Source organism: Kribbella sp. NPDC056345 (assembly GCF_042262745.1).
Lineage (GTDB): Bacteria > Actinomycetota > Actinomycetes > Propionibacteriales > Kribbellaceae > Kribbella.
In genome coordinates this window covers 245,781-264,355 of the sequence record NZ_JBHJQQ010000001.1, presented here as the reverse complement: position 1 = coordinate 264,355, position 18,575 = coordinate 245,781, and the positions used below count along the sequence as shown (strand labels likewise).

Here is an 18,575-nt window from a genome sequence, read left to right as displayed (position 1 = left end):
AAGCCCTGATGAGCGACCTCTCCTACGCCGAGGTATCGGCACGGCTCCAGGCCCGCTGGCCGGAGCAGAAGATCGACCCCACGCTCGACCGCGTGCAGCGGCTCGTCGAGTTGCTCGGCGACCCGCAGAAGTCGTACCCGGTCGTGCACCTGACCGGAACCAACGGCAAGACCTCCACCGCCAGGATGATCGACTCCCTGCTGCGGGAGGCGGGGCTACGGACCGGGCGCTTCACCAGCCCGCACCTGGAGTCGGTCCGGGAGCGGATCACGCTGAACGGCGAACCGATCAGTGAGGAGCGTTTCGTCGAGACGTACGTCGAGATCGAGCCGTACCTGGACGTGGTCGACTCCGAGCAGGAGCACCCGCTCTCGTTCTTCGAGGTGATGACCGGGATGGCGTTCGCGGCCTTCGCCGACGCTCCGGTCGACGTCGCGATCGTCGAGGTCGGCCTCGGCGGCACCTGGGACTCGACCAACGTCGCCGACGGGACGGTCTCGGTGATCACGCCGGTCGCGGTCGACCACGCGCACATCCTGGGTGCGGATCCGGTCACTATCGCCCGGGACAAGGCCGGCATCATCAAACAGTCCGGTACGGCGGTCGTCTCGCAGCAGAGCCTCGACGTACTCGAAGTGTTGATGGCCAGGGCCGCCCAGGTCGGTGCGCCGATGATCCGCGAGGGAATCGAGTTCGGGGTCGTCAGCCGCTCGGTCGCGGTCGGCGGCCAGCTGATCTCGCTCAAGGGCATCGGCGGCGAGTACGACGACATCTTCCTGCCGCTGCACGGTGAGTACCAGGCGCACAATGCGGCCACTGCGGTCGCGGCCGTCGAAGCGCTCTTCGGTGCCAGTGAGGAGTCCGAGGGTCGCGTCACCACCGAGCTGCTCCAGACCGGGTTCGCCGAGGTCACCAGCCCTGGCCGGCTGGAGGTCGTCCGGACCAGCCCGACGATCCTCGTCGATGCCGCGCACAACCCGCACGGCGCCCAGGCGACCGTCGCGGCGGTGTCCGAGGCGTTCGCGTTCCAGCCGCTGATCGGCGTCCTGGGCTGTATGAAGGACAAGGACGTCTACGGCCTGCTCGAGGCCTACGAGCCGATCATGGAAACCGTCATCTGCACCCGGAACAGCTTCGTCGAGCGTTCGATGCCGGCCGAGGAGCTCGGTGAGCTGGCGATGGAGATCTTCGGCGAGGACCGGGTCCTGGTCCGTCCGCACCTGATCGACGCGATCGACGACGCGATCCGGCTGGCCGAGGAGGGCGCGATCGCCATGGGCAGCGGCGGCGTACTGGTCACCGGCTCGGTGGTCACCGCCGGCGAGGCCCGCACCCTGCTGGTCCGCAAGCCCAAGGAGGCCGACCCGCTTCCCGGCTACTCCCAGGAGGTTGACGGCGAATGAGGTCACTAGCCTCCATCGTCCTCGGCTTCGAGGCCCTGCTGCTCGCCCTCGTCACCCCGGTGATGATCTCGGTCGCCGACGTCCGCCCGGCCGTCGCACTCCCGGTCTGCCTGGGCCTCGCCGTACTGGCCATCCTGTCCGCAGGCCTGCTGCGCAACCGGACCGGCTACATCCTCGGCTCCGCCGTACAGGTCGGCGCCGTTGGTCTGGGCTTCGTCGTGCCCGTCATGTTCCTGCTGGGACTGGCCTTCGGGGCCTTCTGGGTGGCCGCCATTGTTCTCGGCCGTCGCATCGAGGAAGTCAAGAAAGCTCAGCAGGTAGGCTCTGCCGCCCCGACTACTTCTACGGAGAGTTGAAAGATGTCGCAGCGCACCCTGGTCCTGCTGAAGCCCGACACGGTACGTCGCGGGCTGGTCGGCGAGGTTCTCGGCCGGTTCGAGGCCAAGGGGCTGTCGATCGTCGCGATGGAGTTCCGCACGATCGACGGTGAGACGGCCGACCAGCACTACGCCGAGCACGTCGAGCGTGACTTCTACCCGCCGCTGCGCGAGTTCGTCACCAGCGGCCCGCTGGTCGCCCTGGTGCTCGAGGGCGACGAGGCCATCGAGGTGGTCCGCGCCCTGAACGGCGCCACCGACGGCCGCAAGGCCCTCCCCGGCACCATCCGCGGCGACCTCTCGCTGTCCAACCGCGAGAACCTCGTCCACGGCTCCGACTCCCCGGAGTCGGCCGACCGCGAGATCAAGATCTGGTTCCCGGACCTGCCGTAGTACAGCCCGGGACGTTGTTTGGGTGAGGGGACCGATACGATGCGTGCTGGGCAGGCGGGTCGTGTCGGTCCCCGGGTGGCGCTGGGTCCGCGCTTAGCCTGAGAATCGCAGGACCCGAGCAGGTGGAGGGCCCCCGAGATGGCGAACAGCATGCTCGGCCGCGACATGGCGGTCGACCTCGGAACGGCCAATACCCTCGTCTACGTACGAGGGCGTGGCGTCGTCCTGAACGAACCGTCCGTGGTCGCGACCCGGACCGACGAACCGCGCGAAGCGGTCGCGTTCGGTCACGAGGCGAAGAAGATGATCGGCCGGACACCGGGGAACATCACCGCGATCCGGCCGCTCAAGGACGGCGTGATCGCCGACTTCGACGCCGCCGAGCAGATGCTGCGCTACTTCATCCAGCGGGTGCACCGCCGCCGGTACTTCGCCAAACCGCGGATCGTGGTCTGTGTACCGTCCGGCATCACCGCGGTCGAGCAGCGCGCGGTTCGGGACGCCGGGTACATGGCGGGCGCCCGCAAGGTCTACATCATCGAGGAGCCGATGGCCGCCGCCCTCGGCTCGAATCTCGAGGTCCGCGACGCCACCGGCAACATGGTCGTCGACATCGGCGGCGGTACGACGGAGGTCGCGGTCATCTCGTTCGGCGGCATCGTCACCAGCCAGTCGATCCGGGTGGCCGGTGACGCCATCGACAAGGCGGTCGTGAACTACTGCAAGAAGGAGTACTCGCTGCTGCTCGGCGAGGCGACCTCGGAGCAGATCAAGATGACCATCGGGTCGGCGTTCCCGACCACCGACGGGCCGGACAGCGAGATCCGCGGCCGGGACATGATCTCCGGACTGCCGCGCACCGTGAAGGTCTCCTCGGCGAACATCCGGCAGGCGATCGAGGAGCCGATCACCGCGATCGTCGACGCGGTCAAGGCCACCCTGGACAAGACCCCGCCGGAGCTGGCCGGTGACATCGTCGACCGCGGCATCGTGCTGACCGGTGGCGGAGCCCTGCTCAAGGGGATGGACGAGCGGCTCCGGCACGAGACCGGGATCCCGATCCATGTCGCGGACAACCCGCTGGACGCGGTCGTCCTCGGGGCCGGCAAGTGTGTCGACAACATCGAGACGCTGAACCGGATTCTCGTCACCGACAACCGGCGCTGAGCATGCTCAAAGACCTCGGCACCCCCGCGCGAGGCCTGGTCCGGGCGGCCGGGGTACCGCGGGAGGTCCGGCGCCGCCGGACGATTCTGGTCCTGATCATCCTCGCCTGTTTCACGCTCATCGTGCTCGACGCCCGCCGCTCGGCCGGTTCGCCGGTGGAGCCGCTGCGGGCCGGCGCGGCGGCGGTCTTCGGCCCGCTCGAGTCGACCGCGAGCTCGGCCCGGCAGCCTGTGGACAACCTCCGGGACCGCTTCGCGGAAACGGATAAGTTGAAAGCAGAGAACGAAAAACTGCAAAGCGAGAACGACAAGCTCCGCCAGGAGCTGAACACCACCGACTACGCGCGGAACCGGGCCGGCGAGCTGGACGGCCTGCTCCGGCTCGCGCCGAAGTTCACCATGACGCCGGCCCGGGTGATCGGGATCGGCAGCCTGCAGAGCTTCAACCACACCGTCACGATCGATGCCGGGACGGCGGATGGCGTCCGTGCCGACATGACGGTGATCAACGGCAGTGGTCTGGTCGGTCGCGTGGTGCGGACCACCGAGGCGACCGCGACCGTGCTGCTGATCGGCGACCGTAACTCGACGGTCGGTGGACGGTTGAACTCGACGCTGGCACTGGGATTCGTCTCCGGCCGTGGCGAGCTGGCCGGGACGTTGGACTACAAGCTCGTCGACCTGAAGGCCAAGCCCCGGGTCGGGGACCGGATCGTCACCTGGGGTTCCAGCGGCAACGCGCCGTACGTGCCTGGTGTCCCGATCGGCGTCGTCACTTCGGTGTCGGCGACGGCGGGTGGGCTCGGCACGACCGCAACGATCAAGCCGTACGTCGATCCCACCCGGATCGACACCGTGGGTGTGGTGACCGGTCCGCCGGCTCGCCCGGCCCGACCACAACTCAAGCCATCAACAACAGCAGGCAGTGCTCGTTAAGAGAAGGGGGAGTTGACGTGATTGCATTAAGAGTCGGGTTGGCTGCCTTGCTGTTGATGCTGGCAGTCACCATCCAGACGTCCGTGCTGACGAATATCGCGGTCGCCGGAGTCACGTGTGACCTGGTCCTGATCGTGGTCATCGCGCTGGCGTTGTCGCGCGGTCCGGAGTGGGGTGCGATCGCGGGGTTCGTGGGTGGGCTGCTGCTCGACATCGCGCCGCCTGCTGATCACACCGCCGGTCGCTGGGCGCTCGCGCTGGCGATCGCGGGCTACGTGGCCGGTCTGATCCGGCGGGAGACCTCAGCCGGTCCGGTCGGGCCGTTGGGTGTCGCCCTGACCGTTGTCTTCGGAGCTGGGCTGTCGCTGCTGATCTACTCGGCGACTGGTGCGTTGCTGCACGATCCTTCGGTCGACTGGGGGCAGTTCGGTGTCCGCATCGGGATCGCGGCCGGCTATGACGTGGTCGGTGCGATCGTCGTCATTCCGCTGGTGATGTGGCTGATGTCCCGCTTCACCGCCACGCGTGAGCGCCGGGTGATGACCCGTGAGTTTTGATTTCTTCGAGACGCCGCTGAAGGCACGGCTGCGGTTGTTCGTGATCGGTGTGCTGGTCTTCTCCTTGTTCTGCACACTGTTCGCCCGGCTCTGGTACATGCAGGTGATGTCCAGTGCCGACTACACCCAGGCCGCCACGCAGAATCACACCCGCCAGGTGCTGGTGCCCGCGCCGCGCGGCACGATCGTGGACGCCAAGGGCCGGACGCTGGTCGGCAACCGGGTGTCGCTGGTGATCACCGTCGACCGCTCGGTGCTGGCCAAGCTGCCGGACCAGCAGCAGACCCAGGTGATCGCCCGGCTGGCCAAGGTGCTCGGCCAGACCCCGAAGGAGCTGAAGGACCGCACGATGCTCTGCGGCGAGCCCGGTGCCTCGAAGCCACCGCGCTGCTGGAACGGGACGCCGTACCAGCCGATCCCGGTCGCCAAGGACGTCAGCGAGCAGGTCGCGATCGAGGTGATGGAACGCCGCGAGGACTTCCCGGGGGTCGCGGCCGACTCCCAGACCCTGCGCGCGTATCCGGCGCCGTACCGGGTGAACGCGGCGCACATCCTCGGTTACCTCTCGCCGATCACCACCGAAGAGCTGGAGAAGATCGACGAGTCCGGGCAGGACTCGGTGCCGCACCGCTCGGATCTCGTCGGCCGGGCCGGCGTCGAGCGCACGTACGACGCGATGCTGCGGGGCGCACCTGGTGTGAAGGACGTCATCGTCGACGCGGTCGGGTACACGACCGGTGTCGAGAAGCAGACCGCACCGACCCCGGGCGCGACCGTTGTCAGCTCGATCGACGCACGGATCCAGGCCTCGGTCGAGACGCAACTGCGCGGCGCGCTGCTGACGGCCCGCAAGCAGTACGACAAGATCACCAAACGCAACTACGTCGCCGATTCCGGTGCCGCGGTCGTGATGGACACCAAGACCGGCCGGATCGTCGCGATGGCCAGCTACCCGAACTACGACCCGGGGGTCTGGGTCGGCGGCATCAGTCAGAGCGAGCTCGACGCGCTCTACTCGCCCAAGTCCGGGACGCCGTTGGTCTCGCGGGCTCTGCAGGGTCAGCTCGCGCCCGGGTCGACGTTCAAGCCGATCACCACCGCGGCTGCGCTCGGCGCCGGGTACAGCACGAAGACCCGGCTGGACTGCTCGTCGTTCCTCGAGGTCGGCGATCGCCGCTTCAAGAACTACGAATCCGCCTCTTACGGGATGATCGGATTCGACCGCGCGCTGTCGATCTCCTGCGACACCTTCTTCTACCGGATCGCCTACGCCCTGTGGCTCAAGGAGGGCGGCAACTCCGGTGACATCAACGCGCGTGACCCGCTGGTCGAGATGGCCAAGAAGTTCGGTCTCGGCACCCCGACCGGGATCGATCTGCCCGGTGAGGTGAGCGGCCGGATCGCGGACCGCAAGTGGAAGAAGGAGTACTACGACTCGCAGAAGGACTACTACTGCAAGCTCGCGAGCAACCCGCCGGCCGGGACGTCGGCGTTCCTGAAGCAGTTCTCCCGCGAGTTCTGCGTCGACGGCTACCGCTACCGCGCGGGTGACGCGGTGAACTTCTCGATCGGCCAGGGTGACACCACGATCACGCCGGTGCAGCTGGCGGTCGTCTACTCGGCTCTGTCGAACGGCGGCACTCTCTACGAGCCGCGGGTCGTCGCGTCGTGGCGGGGCGCCAACGGCAAGAACCACGTGATCAAGCCGACCGTGAAGGCCAAGCTGCCGGTCTCGGCGAGCAACCTGCGCTATATCGACAAGGGGCTCAAGGAGACGGCCCGCAGCGGCACGGCGGCCTGGAAGTTCGCCGGTTTCCCGCTCGACACGATCCCGATCCGGGCCAAGACCGGGACGGCCGAGGTCTTCGGCAAACAGACCACCTCGTGGATGGCGGCGTACACCGATCGCTATGCAGTGGTGATGATGCTGAGTCAGGCCGGGACCGGTTCGGGTGCCGGTGGTGAAGCGGTCCGGAAGATCTACGAGACGCTGTACGACATCAAGCCGGCGCCGCCGGCCACCAAGCCGAAGCAGCCGCAGTGATGGCCACGCTTTCCCCGATCCGGACCAGGCCGCGCGCGGACCGGCGATCGACCGTCTGGCAGCTGGACTGGATCCTCGTGCTGGGCGTGGTCGCGCTGTCGGCGATCGGCGCGCTGCTGATCTGGTCCGCGACCCACAACCGCGAGTCGCTGACCGAGGGCAACCCGCACTTTTTCCTGCTCCGGCACGCGATGAACTTCGCCATCGGTCTGATCCTCGCGGTCGGCGCCGCGGTCACCGACCCGCGCCGGCTCCGGCTGCTCGCCCCGATCCTGTACGCCGTCGCGATCGTCGGACTGATCCTCGTCCTGGTGCCCGGGATCGGTGCGTCCATCAACGGGTCGCGGTCCTGGATCCAGCTGCCGTGGATCTCGATCCAGCCCAGTGAGTTCGCGAAGCTCGCGGTGATCGTCGGCATGTCGCTGCTGATCGCGGAGAAGGGCGAGACCGACCGGAACGCGACCGCCCGGACCGTCGACATCGCCCAGGCCATCGCGATCGCGGCGGTGCCGGTGGTGCTGGTGATGCTGCAACCCGACCTGGGCACGGTGATGGTGCTCGGCTCGATCGTGTTCGGGATCATCGCGGTCTCCGGCGTCCCGAAACGCTGGATGCTCGGCCTCGTCACGGCCGGCGTGGTGATCGCGGCGCTGGCGATCAAGCTGCAGATCCTGAAGTCCTACCAGCTCGATCGCTTCACCTCGTTCGCGAATCCCGAGGGCGACCTGCAAGGCACCGGCTACAACGTGAACCAGGCCCGGATCGCGATCGGCAACGGCGGGGTCTTCGGCCAGGGCCTGTTCCACGGCGGCCAGACACAGAACGCCTTCGTCCCCGAGCAGCACACCGACTTCGTCTTCACCGTGGCCGGTGAGGAGCTCGGCCTGATCGGGGCCGGTGCGATCATCGTGCTGTTCGCGCTGATCCTGTTCCGCGGGTTGCGGATCGCGATCAACGCCCGCGACGCGTTCGGCCGGCTGGTGGCCACCGGAGTGGTGTGCTGGTTCGCCTTCCAGGCCTTCGAGAACATCGGGATGACGCTCGGAATCATGCCGGTCACCGGGCTGCCGCTGCCGTTCGTCTCCTACGGTGGTTCGTCGATGTTCGCCTGTCTGCTCGCGGTCGGTCTGCTGCAGAACATCCACCTGCGTTCGCACAGTTTCTGATCCGGTACGCTGCTGCCTGCTCGGCCGCCCTCTGGACACGTTGTCCAGATAGCGGTGTGACTCCGCCACCGAGGAATTCCATGACCAGGTTCGTGTCGTCCTCCCTTGCTCTCGCCGCCGCCCTCACGTTCACGCTGACTGCGTGTGGTGGCGGTGATGACAAGAGCTCCGCCCCGCCGACTCCGGCACCGTCGGTCCCGTCGACGCCGACTTCCACGGTGCCCGAACCGGTCACCGCGACGACCGATCCGGCGACCGGCCTGGTCGTGCGCTCCGAGGAAGACCTGACCAAGGCACTCCTCGAGCTGTCCGACCTGCCGGCCGGGTTCACCCGCGAGGCCGAGGAACCCGATGACGGCTCGAAGCCGTTCTGGACCTCGAGCAGCCGCTGCAAGCCCCTGGTCAAATACCTGAACGCCACCGAGGCTCCGGGCACGAAGGCAACCGTCAGCCGCTCGTTCTCCGGCGGTCAGGAAGGCCCCTACATCGACTTCGGCTTCGACGCCTTGGGCTCGGTGGAGAAGGTCGCGAGCCTGCGGGAGAAGTACTCGGACGCCGTCTCGTCCTGCACGCGGGTCAGCATGCGCGCCGAGGGCGAGGGCAGCACGACCATGCAGGTCGACGAGCTCACCGCCCCGAAGTACGGCACCGAGCCGTTCGCGTTCCGGCTGATGGGCGTCAGCGGTCCCAAGCGGGGTCTCGAGCTCACCGCCCTCATCACCGGCGTGAACGACGTGATGCTGTCGGTCAGCGTGCTGGCCGGTGACGAGTCCGTGCTGGAGGCCGCCGCCGAGGCGGCCGCGACGAGGGCGCAGGCGGTGCTCAAACCGGCCACGTGACCGAGGTCACCGGCCCCGGAAGTCACGCCGTACCGGGTCATCTGGTCGAACAGGTATGGAACAACGCAGCGACATGATGAAGGCAGTGCCGGCCGGTGTGAAGGCCGTGTACGGCGTCGAAACCTACGTACAGAGCGTTCTGGACCACACCCTGCTGCACCTGATCAAGGTGCGCGCCTCGTTGCTCAACGGGTGTGGTTTCTGCATGGACATGCATACCAAGGACGCGCTCAAGGAAGGCGAGACCACGCAGCGCCTGTTCGGGCTGGCCGCCTGGCGCGAGGTCTCGTTCTACGACGAGACCGAGCGGGCCGCGCTCGCCCTGACCGACGCGGTCACCAAGCTGGGTGACCACGGTGTCCCGGACGACGTCTGGGACGACGCGGTCAAGCACTTCGGTGAAGAGGGAACGGTCAACGTGGTCCTCGCCATCGGCACCATCAACCTCTGGAACCGCCTCGCCATCACCACCCGCGCACAACCGGCTACGGTCTGATCTCGGGAGTGCTCTCCGCTCGTTGCAACAACCTGCAGGTTTGTCCGCCGGGTGATCCGGCGGCCCCTCGCGAACCCGGAGCGGGATAGGCTCAGCCAGCCGCCTCGATCGACAGACCGCCCCGCCTGTCTGTAGGCGGCTTTGGTGTGGATCGAGTGAGGAGAGAAGTAGCTGTGAGGCGACGTACGCGGGCGACCAGCAAGACCATGCTGGGGGCACTGCTGCGATTCCTGGCCGACATGGATGTTCGGGTCCGGAAAGTGCAATGACAATCTGCCGGTGAATACTGGGTCGCATGCGACTCAACTATGTGGAGACAGGTCCCTCGGAAGCACCTGTGGTGCTGATGGGCTCGTCACTCGGTGCGGCGCACACGATGTGGGCGCCGCAACTCGAGTCCTTGTCCGGACGGTTCCGCGTGATCGCGTTCGACCACCGGGGACACGGCGGCTCCGAGGCGCCCAAGGGGCCCTACACGATCGACGAGCTCGGCGGCGATGTGGTCGAGCTGCTCGACACGCTGGAGATCGAGCAGGCGTCGTACGTCGGCATCTCGCTCGGCGGCGCCATCGGCCTGTGGCTGGCGCAGAACGCGCCTGAGCGCTTCCACCGGTTCGCCCTGTTCTGCCCGCCGTCCAACCTGGCAGCGAACCCGCAGCCCTGGCTGGATCGCGCCGCGCAAGTTCGGGCCGAGGGCACCCAGGCGATCACTGACGCGACCCTGGGCCGCTGGTTCCTCCCGGAGTTCACCGACACCGCCCCAGTGCGGGAGATGCTTCTCAGTACGTCGGACGAGGGGTACGCCGCCTGCTGCGAAGCGCTCGCCCACACCAACCTGCTCCCACGACTCGGCGAGATCAGCGCACCGGTCCTCCTCGTCACCACCGACTCCGACACCTCCGTCCCGCCGGAAACCGTCGTACCGCTGGCCGGTCAGATCCCCGGCGCCCACCTCGAGATCATCGAGAACGCCGCCCACCTCGTCACCTACTCCCACCCCGAGATCGTCAACCCGCTCCTGCTCACTCACCTGAGCTAGCCGCGGCGATTCAGGTGTAGAGCGGTTGCGGGGCTAATCTGGTAGGTGCTTTGTCCTCGACCGGAAGTGCCTGATGACTGTCGAATCGCTGTTCCCGCGCCTGGAGGCGCTGCTGCCGAGTGTGCAGAAGCCGATCCAGTACGTCGGAGGTGAGCTCAACTCGGTCAGTAAGGACTGGGACACGGCGAGTGTGCGCTGGGCGCTGATGTACCCGGACGCGTACGAGGTCGGACTGCCCAACCAGGGCGTCCAGATCCTGTACGAAGTGCTGAACGAGCGTGAGCACCTGCTGGCCGAGCGGACGTATTCGGTCTGGCCGGACATGGAGGCGGTGATGCGGGAGCACCAGATCCCGCAGTTCACGCTCGACAGTCACCGGCCGGTGCGGGCGTTCGACGTCTTCGGGCTGTCGTTCTCGACCGAGCTCGGGTACACCAACATGCTGACCGCGCTCGACCTGGCCGGCATCCCGCTGTACGCCGTGGACCGGACCGACGAGGACCCGATCGTGCTCGCCGGTGGGCACGCGGCGTTCAACCCGGAGCCGATCGCGGACTTCATCGACGCGGCGGTGCTCGGGGACGGCGAGGAGATCGTGCTGGCCATCTCCGAGGTGATCCGGGAGTGGAAGGACGAGGGCAGCCCGGGCGGCCGCGACGAGGTGCTGCTGCGGCTGGCGAAGTCCGGTGGTGTCTACATCCCGAAGTTCTTCAGCGTCGACTACCTGCCCGACGGGCGGATCCAGCGCGTCGTGCCGAACCGGACCGGCGTTCCGTTCCGGACGGCGAAGCACACGGTGATGGACCTGGATGCCTGGCCGTACCCGAAGAAGCCGCTGGTGCCGCTGGCCGAGACCGTGCACGAGCGGTTCTCGGTGGAGATCTTCCGCGGCTGCACGCGCGGCTGCCGGTTCTGCCAGGCCGGGATGATCACCCGGCCGGTGCGGGAGCGCAGTATCACCACGATCGGCGACATGGTCGAGAACGGCCTGAAGAAGACCGGTTTCGAGGAGGTCGGCCTGCTCAGCCTGTCCTCGGCCGACCACAGCGAGATCGCCGACGTGGCCAAGGGACTGGGCGACCGGTACGAGGGCAGCAACGTGTCACTGTCGTTGCCCTCGACAAGGGTCGACGCCTTCAACATCACGCTGGCCAACGAGTTCTCCCGCAACGGCCGGCGCAGCGGTCTGACGTTCGCCCCCGAGGGCGGGTCGGACCGGATGCGCAAGGTGATCAACAAGATGGTCTCCGAGGACGACCTGATCCGCACGGTCGCGGCGGCCTACAGCCACGGCTGGCGGCAGGTGAAGCTGTACTTCATGTGCGGCCTGCCGACCGAGACCGACGAGGACGTGCTCGCGATCGCCGATCTGGCCAAGCGGGTGATCGCGACCGGTCGCGAGGTCTCGGGCCGCAACGACATCCGCTGCACGGTGTCGATCGGCGGTTTCGTGCCGAAGCCGCACACGCCGTTCCAGTGGGCCTCGCAGCTCGGCGTCGAGGAGACCGACGCGCGGCTGGCGAAGCTGAACGCGGCGATCCGCTCCGACAAGAAGTACGCGAAGGCGATCGGTTTCCGCTACCACGACGGCAAGCCCGGCATCATCGAGGGCCTGCTGTCCCGCGGTGACCGCCGGGTCGGCCGGATCATCGAGGAAGTCTGGCGCGACGGCGGCCGGTTCGACGGCTGGAGCGAGCACTTCTCCTACGAGCGCTGGATCAGCAGCGCCGAGAAGGCGCTCGCCGACGAGCCGGTCGACCTGGCCTGGTACACGACCCGCGAGCGCGAGTACGCCGAAGTCCTGCCCTGGGACCACCTGGACTCGGGCCTGGACCGCGACTGGCTCTGGGAGGACTGGCAGGACGCCCTCGACGAGGACGGCGCCATCGAGGTCGAGGACTGCCGCTGGACCCCCTGCTTCGACTGCGGCGTCTGCCCCCAGATGAACACCGAGATCCAGATCGGCCCCACCGGCAAAAAACTCCTCCCCCTCTCCGTCGTCTAGCCCTCAGGGGGTTAGGAGCAGACTGACGGTTCGGTTGCGGGTTTGGCCGGGGAACAGTGGCCGGGACTGGTCGCCGGATGCGAGTGCGAACCGGGTCAGCGGAAGGCCGCCGGCTCGGGCGAGCTGCTGGGCGGCGACTCGGGCTCGGGCGAGCGCCGTACTGGAGCCGCCGGTGGCTTCACTACCTGGTACGGCGACCGATTGGCCCACGACCGTGATTCCGGGGACCCGCTTGAGCTTCGGGGCCAGCCGGGTCAGCAACTCCGCACTGCCGCCGGCGAACGTGGTTCCCGAGCTGAACAGGCCGCGGTCGAACACGACGCGCACGGCACCGGGCTCCCGGCGTACCGTCACGCCAGGCATCGCCACCGCCGCCGCGATCGCATCCAGCCGAGCCGCCGCAGCCTTCTCCGCGGCAATCCGCCGATTCAGCTCATCAAGTTGCCCGGTCGGCGTCACAGTGACCGTCCGCGGTGCCACAGAAGGCTGAGGCTCCGCGACTACGGGATCAGGACGGTTGACTGCCAGCGCGGTTCCTGCCGTGATCCCGCCGATGGCAAGCATCGCGACGGCGGCCACTGCCACCGGCCGTACGACGGGCCGCTGCCGCACCCGGCCGGCCAGCACCTTCCGCGCCAACGCACGCCCCGCGAGCGCCCGCTCGGCCAAAGCACGTCCGGCCGAGGCCCCCACCTCCACCCCCGTCCCGGGGTGAAGGTGGGGAGATGGGTCGCCTGCGTCAGCGGTGACGCCCGCGTGGCCTGGTGCGGCGGTGGGGCTTAGCGGGGCCCAGGTGTCGTGGGCTTCTTGCCAGCGGCCGAGTTGCGCCAACACTCGGGCACGCAGGTCCAGGGCTTCGGCGGAGTCCAGGCCTTCCATCAGATGCAGGGCCTTGGTGAGGTTGCCTTGGCGGGCGGTGTGGGCGGCGGTGGCGACGGCTAGCTGTTGTGGGGTCATGAGCGGACCAGTCCGACGACCGTGTTTTGTTCGGACTGGGGGAGTAGGCGGACGAGTTGCTGGCAGATGACCATCAGGCCGGCCTCGTCGCCGCGGGCGGCTGCGGTGCGGCCGGCTGCGATCAGGCGGCGGGCTTCGGAGGCCGGGCGCATGGATGAGGTGTCGAGGGCTAGCTGGTTGAAGAGGCGGATGACGAAGCCGGGCTGCCGACGTTCGAGCCCGATCAGGAACGACACGACCTGCTCGGTCTCGCGTTCGATGGAGCGGATGTCCTTGCGGTCGATGGCGTCCTGGGCGCGGGTTCGTAGGTCGGCTAGTTCGGCGCGGTCTGCGGCTCGGCCGACCTGTGCGACCAGTTCCTCGGCCTCCGCGAGGACTTCGCGCAGTTCGCGTTCCTTGGCTGGGCGTTGGGCGGCCTCGTCGATGTCGTCCAGCTGTGCCTGCACCTCGCGCAACCGGTCCTCGGCCGTCACGGCCGCACCGGCATCCGCGGATGCCGCTCGTACCTGCTCGCGGGCGGTCGCCAGCGTGCCCTCTTCCTGCAGCCGCGCCAACCGCTGTTCGACCTCCGGACTCGTCGCCGCAGTCCGCTGCGCCTCAAGAATCCGCCGCTCCACCTCGGCCAACTCGTCAGCCAGTACGTCGGAATCCGGCGTCAGCACGTCGTCGAGGTCGATCTCCGCCTCGAACTGCGCCTGGATCAGCGGTACGTCGGCCACCACGGTCACCAGGTTCGACTCGTCCACCTCGAAGGTGACCTCGACCTCGGTCCCGGCGGGCAGGTCGATCCGGATGTCGACCGGCCGGATCTGCAGCATCCCGACCTGCCGGTTCCGATCGGCACGTGCCCGTTCCCCTTGCACCACAGGGATCCGGACCATCGCTTCGGGGTCGGAGCGGTTGAACGCGTGCGACGTCCGGAAGATCTCCCGCACCCGCGTTGGTACGGCGGTTCCCTTCCGGACCAGCGGCGAGAACTTCTGATCGACGAGCGCGATCCCGAGCGAATGCGTCAACCGCGCACCACCGAACTCCACGTCCCGATGCGTGATCCCGAACGTTCCCCCGGCCAACGGCAGCGGCGCGCCATTCCCGTCGTACAGCTCAAGAGCGAATCGCGACGTGCGATGCTCGTCCAGCTCGACCTCAGTAGCGAACGCGCCGACCCGGTTCACGGTGACCCGCCCGGTCCGGAACGGCGGCCGGCCCTCCGGGTTCGCGATCACCACGCTGTGCCCCGACCAGTCGACCTCACCTGACGGCCCGCTCAACCGCCCGGCCACAGTCGGCCGAGTCGTCGTCGAACTCGGTTCGTACGCGAGCTCCACGCCGTACTCACCAACCGCCCGCACCACCGACTCCGACGCCGGCCGCCGCATCGTCCCGGCGAAGATCGCCGCACCACGCGCCACCACGGTTGTCGGATCGATCCGCGTATCCAGCTCGATCTGCAGGCCGTGAACCGGATCGCTCAACAGCTCACGCAATCCCGGGGCCAGCGTCGCCCCGCCGACCAGCAACAGCCGATCGATCTTCTCAGAGCCCAGACCGCTGTCGACCAAGGCCTCACGACACAGGTTGACCGCGCGCGCCCAGTACGGCATCGCGACCGCGTCCAGCGCCTCTGCCGTCAGCGTGAACTCGAACGTCTCCTCCGACCCATCGACCACGAGCTCGAGCAGCAGCTCGGCCCGATCGCGCCCGGACAGCTGGATCTTCGCCTGCTCGGCGGCCTGCTTCAGCCGGCCGAAGTTCCCGCGCCAGATCGCGTTGTCACGACGGAAGTCCTTCAGCCCCAGATCACGGGCGGCAGCTGGAGCGAGCAGTCGCTCGACGACCGCCCAGTCGATCAGCTTGCCACCCAGGTACGGATCGCCGGCATGATTGAGCACGCGCAGATCGCCGTCCCGCTTACTCACCACGGCCGCGTCGAACGTGCCGCCGCCGAAGTCGAACACCATCCAGTACGCGCGTTCGTCCGCATCCTCGAAGCCGTACGCGAACGCGGCCGCGGTCGGCTCCTGCAGTAGCGGCACCGATCCGGTGAACCCGGCCAGTCGCGCGGCCTCCAGGGTCGCCTTGTTCTGGTTCAGCGCGAACGCCGCCGGAACCGTGATCACCACCGAGTCCGGCGCGGCACCGGCATACCGGGCGGCGTCGGCGCGCAGCGTCTTCAGCACCTCGGCCGACAGCTGCGGCGCGCTGAGCGTCACCCCGGCCTTCCCGAACGTCCGGCTCGCATCCGCCAGCCCCATCTCGAGCTTGAACTCGATCGCGACGTTCTCCGGATCCGTCTCGGCCCGGTGCCGCGCGCGGCGGCCGACCCAGACCGTGTCGGCCTTCGGCAGCCAGACCGCGGACGGCGTGATGTCGGACTGGTCGTCGTTGTTCTTCAGGATCCGGACGTCGTCGTCACCGGCCACCGCCAGCGCGCTGTTCGTGGTGCCCAGGTCGATCCCGAAATCGATCGTGTCACGCATATCCATCGCTCACCTTCGTGGATTCGTCTGCGATTGGCCGGGCGACGATGACTTCGCCGCGCTGGATCTGCCGGTCGTGGTAGTAGACCGACGGACGCACGGTCTCGACGATCGTCTCCTCGGTCACCACCGGATCGTCTTGGTACACAAGGACATCGAGGGCCCGGCCCGCGTTGAACGTCGTACCGTCGTGTTCCTGTACGACGAGTCCGGCTGCGGCCAGCGCTTCCGCGCAGGTACGCAGGTAGCGGCCGGTCTGCCGGTTCTCGGCCGAGCGTCCGGCCTGGGTCAGCTTCCGCTGCGCTCGCCACAGACTGGTGGCGGCCTCCGCCAAGGCCTTCGTGTCCTCTGCCGGTTCCGAGGCTGGTTCTGAGGGCGCGCGTTCGAGCAGCGTGAACAGCTCGGCCAGCTCCCGGCACTGCTCCGCGCTGAACGTCGGTTCCGCGATCCGGATCTCGCGATGCTGCCGCCACTGCCGGAACCAGGTCCTCACCAGATCACTCCTCTTTTCCACCGCGCCACGTCCAGCCAGTACTGCAGGCGCAGCTCCGGCGACAGCACGAACGCCTCTTCCATCAACTCCACCGCTCGCTCCAGCGCCCCGGCTCCCGCTGCTTCCACCGCGTCCGAGGCCAGCTCCTGCGCGCGTTCGGCCGGTGACTTCGTCGTACGACGCCATGCCGCCAACTGCTCGGCCAGCTCCACCGCGGACGCGGTCCGATCGCGGGGGAGCGGTGCGAGCGTGGCGAGCAGGATGCGGTCGAGTTCCGCGTCGATTCGCGGGTCGAACGAGCTCGGCGGATGCAGCCGACGTGCGTACCGGGTCTGAGACCAGGTGGTCGGATCCGTGCCGTCGTCGTACGGGAGCAGGCCGGTGAGCAGCAGATAGCCGATCACCCCGATCGACCACACATCGGACGCGGTCGAGTAGCCGAAGTCCCGCAGTACCTCAGGTGCCATGAACACGTAGGTGCCTTGCGCGCTGGCCAGCATGGTGATCGGGTTGGCGCTCTTGGCCAGTCCGAAGTCGGAGATCCGGATCCGCAACCGCTCGTTGTCGTAGCCGTACATGACGTTCGCGAGCGTCAGGTCGCGATGCAGGATCGGCGGTGTGCGGTCGTGCGCCGCGGCCAGCCCGGAGGCGAGCTGCTCGATCACCTGAACGGCGAGCTCGGTCGGAAGCGCCGGGCGGTACGCATCGGCCAGCTGCTGCAGTGTGCCGCCGGAGACGTACTCCATGGTGAAGTACCCGCGCTGACCCTCGCAGGTCGCTACGACGCCGGCATCGAAGAGCCGAACGATGTTGGGATGGCCGAGCGTCGACAGCAGCCGGGCCTCTTCCAGCAGCTCGTCGGTCCCTTCGAGCGAAGTCACCTCGCGGAACACCTTCATCGCTTGCAGCCCGAGGTGCTCGTGCCGCACCCGGTACACCTCTCCGAACGCACCTGCCCCAAGACGCCGGTCCACCACCAACGCTTCCCCGACCCGATCCCCGGGCGCCAGCAACGCGGTCACGACAGGACCTTGACGAGGACGTAGATGAGGACCGCGATGGCGATCAGGATGAGGACGGCGCAACCGCACCCTGCGGGATCGGCTTCCGGCTGCTGCGCTGCTCGTGCGCCGCGTGAGGTGTTCCGGGCGAGGTACTGTGCGGTGACTCGGTTCTCGGCGATCTTCGCCTTCATCACCGGAGTACCGGCGTACCCGTCAGCCTGGTCGAGTAGATGGGTGATCCGCTTGTCGTGGACCGAGCCTTCGTTCGCGATCCCGACTGCGCTGTTGTGATAGACCAGCGCGATGTCGTCCCGCAGCGTCAGCGTCCGTTGGTGCTGCTCAGACGGCAGCATCACCTGCAGCCGGCGGTAGACCGGCAGCACGCTGCGGTCCAGCTCACTGATCACCGGGTCGACTTCGTGATGCCCCTGCTGCAGTCTGCGCAGTAGTGCGACGGTGGCGTCCTCAGCCCGCTCGTACTGCGGTCGCATGGCATCCAGCACCCAGCGCTGCGTCGCCTCACCACCGACCGGCCAGTCCTCGAGCACCTTCGCCACCCGAGCCGGGTACTCGCTGGTGGTGGCCAGGTCGAGCAGGGGACCAGTCAGAGCGGCAGACAGCTCAGAGCGGATCTGGTCGATCGCACTCGCCGCCAGCTGCCAGTCGTCGAGCGCCAGCACCCGATTCCGCAGGTGCTGCCAGAACTGCGGGTCCTCCATCGCCGTCGTCCAACGCTCACCCGCTCGGCGCCACATGGCCAGGTACTGCTGCTGGCCAGGCGGTGCGAGGAGCAACTCGATCGCACTGGCGTGGGCGTAGACCGCCTCGTCATGCGCTTGGTGCACAGGCACATCGCAGCCGCACTCACCGTTCGGCCGGCCCCACTCGCCGAACACCTCGTCGACAAGCCGCCGGCGTGGATCACCGAGCAACCGGTCAAACGCGATCCGCAGCTCATCCGGATCGGTCGACCCGCTGGTCTCCAGATCCGCCCCGGCCTCCAGTACGGCGGTCACGTGCTGCTGCCGACGTCGCGTCGTACGGCGGTCCACTCCGGTCGACAGACCAGTGATGTGAAAGGCATTGCGCTGGTACAGATCGCGGTTGGCGATCTCGCGCAGCGCAGTCACAACGGCATCGGTCACACCAAAAGCCTCGCGGCTGGCGACAGCCCGTGGAGGTGGTTGACCTCAACCTGACACGGGGCCCGCGGGACAACG

General features: G+C 68.0%; 17 protein-coding genes. 12 read left to right on the top strand and 5 right to left on the bottom strand.

Going from position 1 to position 18,575, the window contains the following annotated elements:
- The first annotated feature begins 8 nt into the window (after window positions 1-8).
- The 12 genes from ACFCV3_RS01270 to ACFCV3_RS01215 all read left to right on the top strand — a co-directional run bounded on the left by ACFCV3_RS01270 (window position 9) and on the right by ACFCV3_RS01215 (window position 12,421).
- A complete protein-coding gene (locus tag ACFCV3_RS01270; RefSeq protein WP_376025002.1) occupies window positions 9-1,403 on the top strand; it encodes a bifunctional folylpolyglutamate synthase/dihydrofolate synthase in 1,395 nt (464 codons plus the stop codon).
- A complete protein-coding gene (locus ACFCV3_RS01265; RefSeq protein WP_376025000.1) occupies window positions 1,400-1,759 on the top strand; it encodes a DUF4233 domain-containing protein in 360 nt (119 codons plus the stop codon). The genes ACFCV3_RS01270 and ACFCV3_RS01265 overlap by 4 nt, the downstream gene beginning before the upstream one ends.
- 3 nt (window positions 1,760-1,762) lie before the next feature.
- Window positions 1,763-2,173, top strand: a complete 411-nt coding sequence (gene ndk / locus ACFCV3_RS01260; RefSeq protein ID WP_376024998.1) for a nucleoside-diphosphate kinase — start codon at window positions 1,763-1,765, stop codon at window positions 2,171-2,173.
- A gap of 138 nt (window positions 2,174-2,311) precedes the next feature.
- Window positions 2,312-3,340: a rod shape-determining protein gene (locus tag ACFCV3_RS01255; RefSeq protein ID WP_132413477.1), complete on the top strand. Its 1,029-nt coding sequence runs from the start codon at window positions 2,312-2,314 to the stop codon at window positions 3,338-3,340.
- A gap of 2 nt (window positions 3,341-3,342) precedes the next feature.
- A complete protein-coding gene (gene mreC / locus ACFCV3_RS01250) occupies window positions 3,343-4,275 on the top strand; it encodes a rod shape-determining protein MreC (protein WP_376024995.1) in 933 nt (310 codons plus the stop codon).
- Between the two features lie 17 nt (window positions 4,276-4,292).
- Entirely contained in the window at window positions 4,293-4,832 is a 540-nt protein-coding gene (gene mreD, locus ACFCV3_RS01245) for a rod shape-determining protein MreD (RefSeq protein ID WP_376024993.1), read from the top strand.
- Entirely contained in the window at window positions 4,822-6,876 is a 2,055-nt protein-coding gene (mrdA, locus tag ACFCV3_RS01240) for a penicillin-binding protein 2 (protein WP_376024991.1), read from the top strand. Before mreD ends, mrdA begins: the two co-directional genes overlap by 11 nt.
- Complete coding sequence (rodA, locus tag ACFCV3_RS01235) at window positions 6,876-8,042, top strand: rod shape-determining protein RodA (RefSeq protein ID WP_376024989.1); 1,167 nt, start codon at window positions 6,876-6,878, stop codon at window positions 8,040-8,042. Before mrdA ends, rodA begins: the two co-directional genes overlap by 1 nt.
- Window positions 8,043-8,122: 80 nt before the next feature.
- On the top strand, window positions 8,123-8,881 hold the full coding sequence (locus tag ACFCV3_RS01230) for a hypothetical protein (protein ID WP_376024987.1): 759 nt from the start codon (window positions 8,123-8,125) through the stop codon (window positions 8,879-8,881).
- A gap of 55 nt (window positions 8,882-8,936) precedes the next feature.
- Window positions 8,937-9,377, top strand: a complete 441-nt coding sequence (locus ACFCV3_RS01225) for a carboxymuconolactone decarboxylase family protein (protein ID WP_376024985.1) — start codon at window positions 8,937-8,939, stop codon at window positions 9,375-9,377.
- 295 nt (window positions 9,378-9,672) lie between these two features.
- Entirely contained in the window at window positions 9,673-10,416 is a 744-nt protein-coding gene (locus ACFCV3_RS01220; protein WP_376024983.1) for an alpha/beta fold hydrolase, read from the top strand.
- A 73-nt stretch (window positions 10,417-10,489) separates the two neighbouring features.
- Window positions 10,490-12,421, top strand: coding sequence for a TIGR03960 family B12-binding radical SAM protein (locus ACFCV3_RS01215; protein WP_376024981.1), 1,932 nt, complete (start codon window positions 10,490-10,492; stop codon window positions 12,419-12,421).
- Between the two features lie 3 nt (window positions 12,422-12,424).
- Here ACFCV3_RS01215 and ACFCV3_RS01210 read toward each other — a convergent pair whose 3' ends face one another.
- From ACFCV3_RS01210 to ACFCV3_RS01190, 5 genes are read right to left on the bottom strand one after another with little or no spacing between them, the layout of a single operon-like run.
- Entirely contained in the window at window positions 12,425-13,378 is a 954-nt protein-coding gene (locus ACFCV3_RS01210) for a hypothetical protein (protein ID WP_376024979.1), read from the bottom strand.
- Window positions 13,375-15,858 (bottom strand): Hsp70 family protein, encoded by a 2,484-nt coding sequence (locus ACFCV3_RS01205; RefSeq protein ID WP_376024977.1) that lies wholly within the window; start codon window positions 15,856-15,858, stop codon window positions 13,375-13,377. Before ACFCV3_RS01205 ends, ACFCV3_RS01210 begins: the two co-directional genes overlap by 4 nt.
- On the bottom strand, window positions 15,851-16,351 hold the full coding sequence (locus ACFCV3_RS01200; RefSeq protein WP_376024975.1) for a hypothetical protein: 501 nt from the start codon (window positions 16,349-16,351) through the stop codon (window positions 15,851-15,853). The genes ACFCV3_RS01205 and ACFCV3_RS01200 overlap by 8 nt, the downstream gene beginning before the upstream one ends.
- Window positions 16,348-17,373 (bottom strand): serine/threonine-protein kinase, encoded by a 1,026-nt coding sequence (locus ACFCV3_RS01195; protein WP_376024973.1) that lies wholly within the window; start codon window positions 17,371-17,373, stop codon window positions 16,348-16,350. The genes ACFCV3_RS01200 and ACFCV3_RS01195 overlap by 4 nt, the downstream gene beginning before the upstream one ends.
- The gene (locus ACFCV3_RS01190; RefSeq protein ID WP_376024971.1) at window positions 17,370-18,500 is read right to left on the bottom strand and encodes a hypothetical protein; all 1,131 of its coding nucleotides are present in this window, start codon (window positions 18,498-18,500) and stop codon (window positions 17,370-17,372) included. Before ACFCV3_RS01190 ends, ACFCV3_RS01195 begins: the two co-directional genes overlap by 4 nt.
- Window positions 18,501-18,575 lie beyond the last annotated feature (75 nt).

Bases quoted from the DNA above. Each gene is read 5' to 3' on its own strand.
- ACFCV3_RS01270 (WP_376025002.1), top strand. From the start codon at position 9: ATGAGCGACCTCTCCTACGCCGAGGTATCGGCACGGCTCCAGGCCCGC.
- ACFCV3_RS01265 (WP_376025000.1), top strand. From the start codon at position 1,400: ATGAGGTCACTAGCCTCCATCGTCCTCGGCTTCGAGGCCCTGCTGCTC.
- ndk (WP_376024998.1), top strand. From the start codon at position 1,763: ATGTCGCAGCGCACCCTGGTCCTGCTGAAGCCCGACACGGTACGTCGC.
- ACFCV3_RS01255 (WP_132413477.1), top strand. From the start codon at position 2,312: ATGGCGAACAGCATGCTCGGCCGCGACATGGCGGTCGACCTCGGAACG.
- mreC (WP_376024995.1), top strand. From the start codon at position 3,343: ATGCTCAAAGACCTCGGCACCCCCGCGCGAGGCCTGGTCCGGGCGGCC.
- rodA (WP_376024989.1), top strand. From the start codon at position 6,876: ATGGCCACGCTTTCCCCGATCCGGACCAGGCCGCGCGCGGACCGGCGA.
- ACFCV3_RS01230 (WP_376024987.1), top strand. From the start codon at position 8,123: ATGACCAGGTTCGTGTCGTCCTCCCTTGCTCTCGCCGCCGCCCTCACG.
- ACFCV3_RS01225 (WP_376024985.1), top strand. From the start codon at position 8,937: ATGGAACAACGCAGCGACATGATGAAGGCAGTGCCGGCCGGTGTGAAG.
- ACFCV3_RS01220 (WP_376024983.1), top strand. From the start codon at position 9,673: ATGCGACTCAACTATGTGGAGACAGGTCCCTCGGAAGCACCTGTGGTG.
- ACFCV3_RS01215 (WP_376024981.1), top strand. From the start codon at position 10,490: ATGACTGTCGAATCGCTGTTCCCGCGCCTGGAGGCGCTGCTGCCGAGT.
- ACFCV3_RS01210 (WP_376024979.1), bottom strand. From the start codon at position 13,378: ATGACCCCACAACAGCTAGCCGTCGCCACCGCCGCCCACACCGCCCGC.
- ACFCV3_RS01205 (WP_376024977.1), bottom strand. From the start codon at position 15,858: ATGCGTGACACGATCGATTTCGGGATCGACCTGGGCACCACGAACAGC.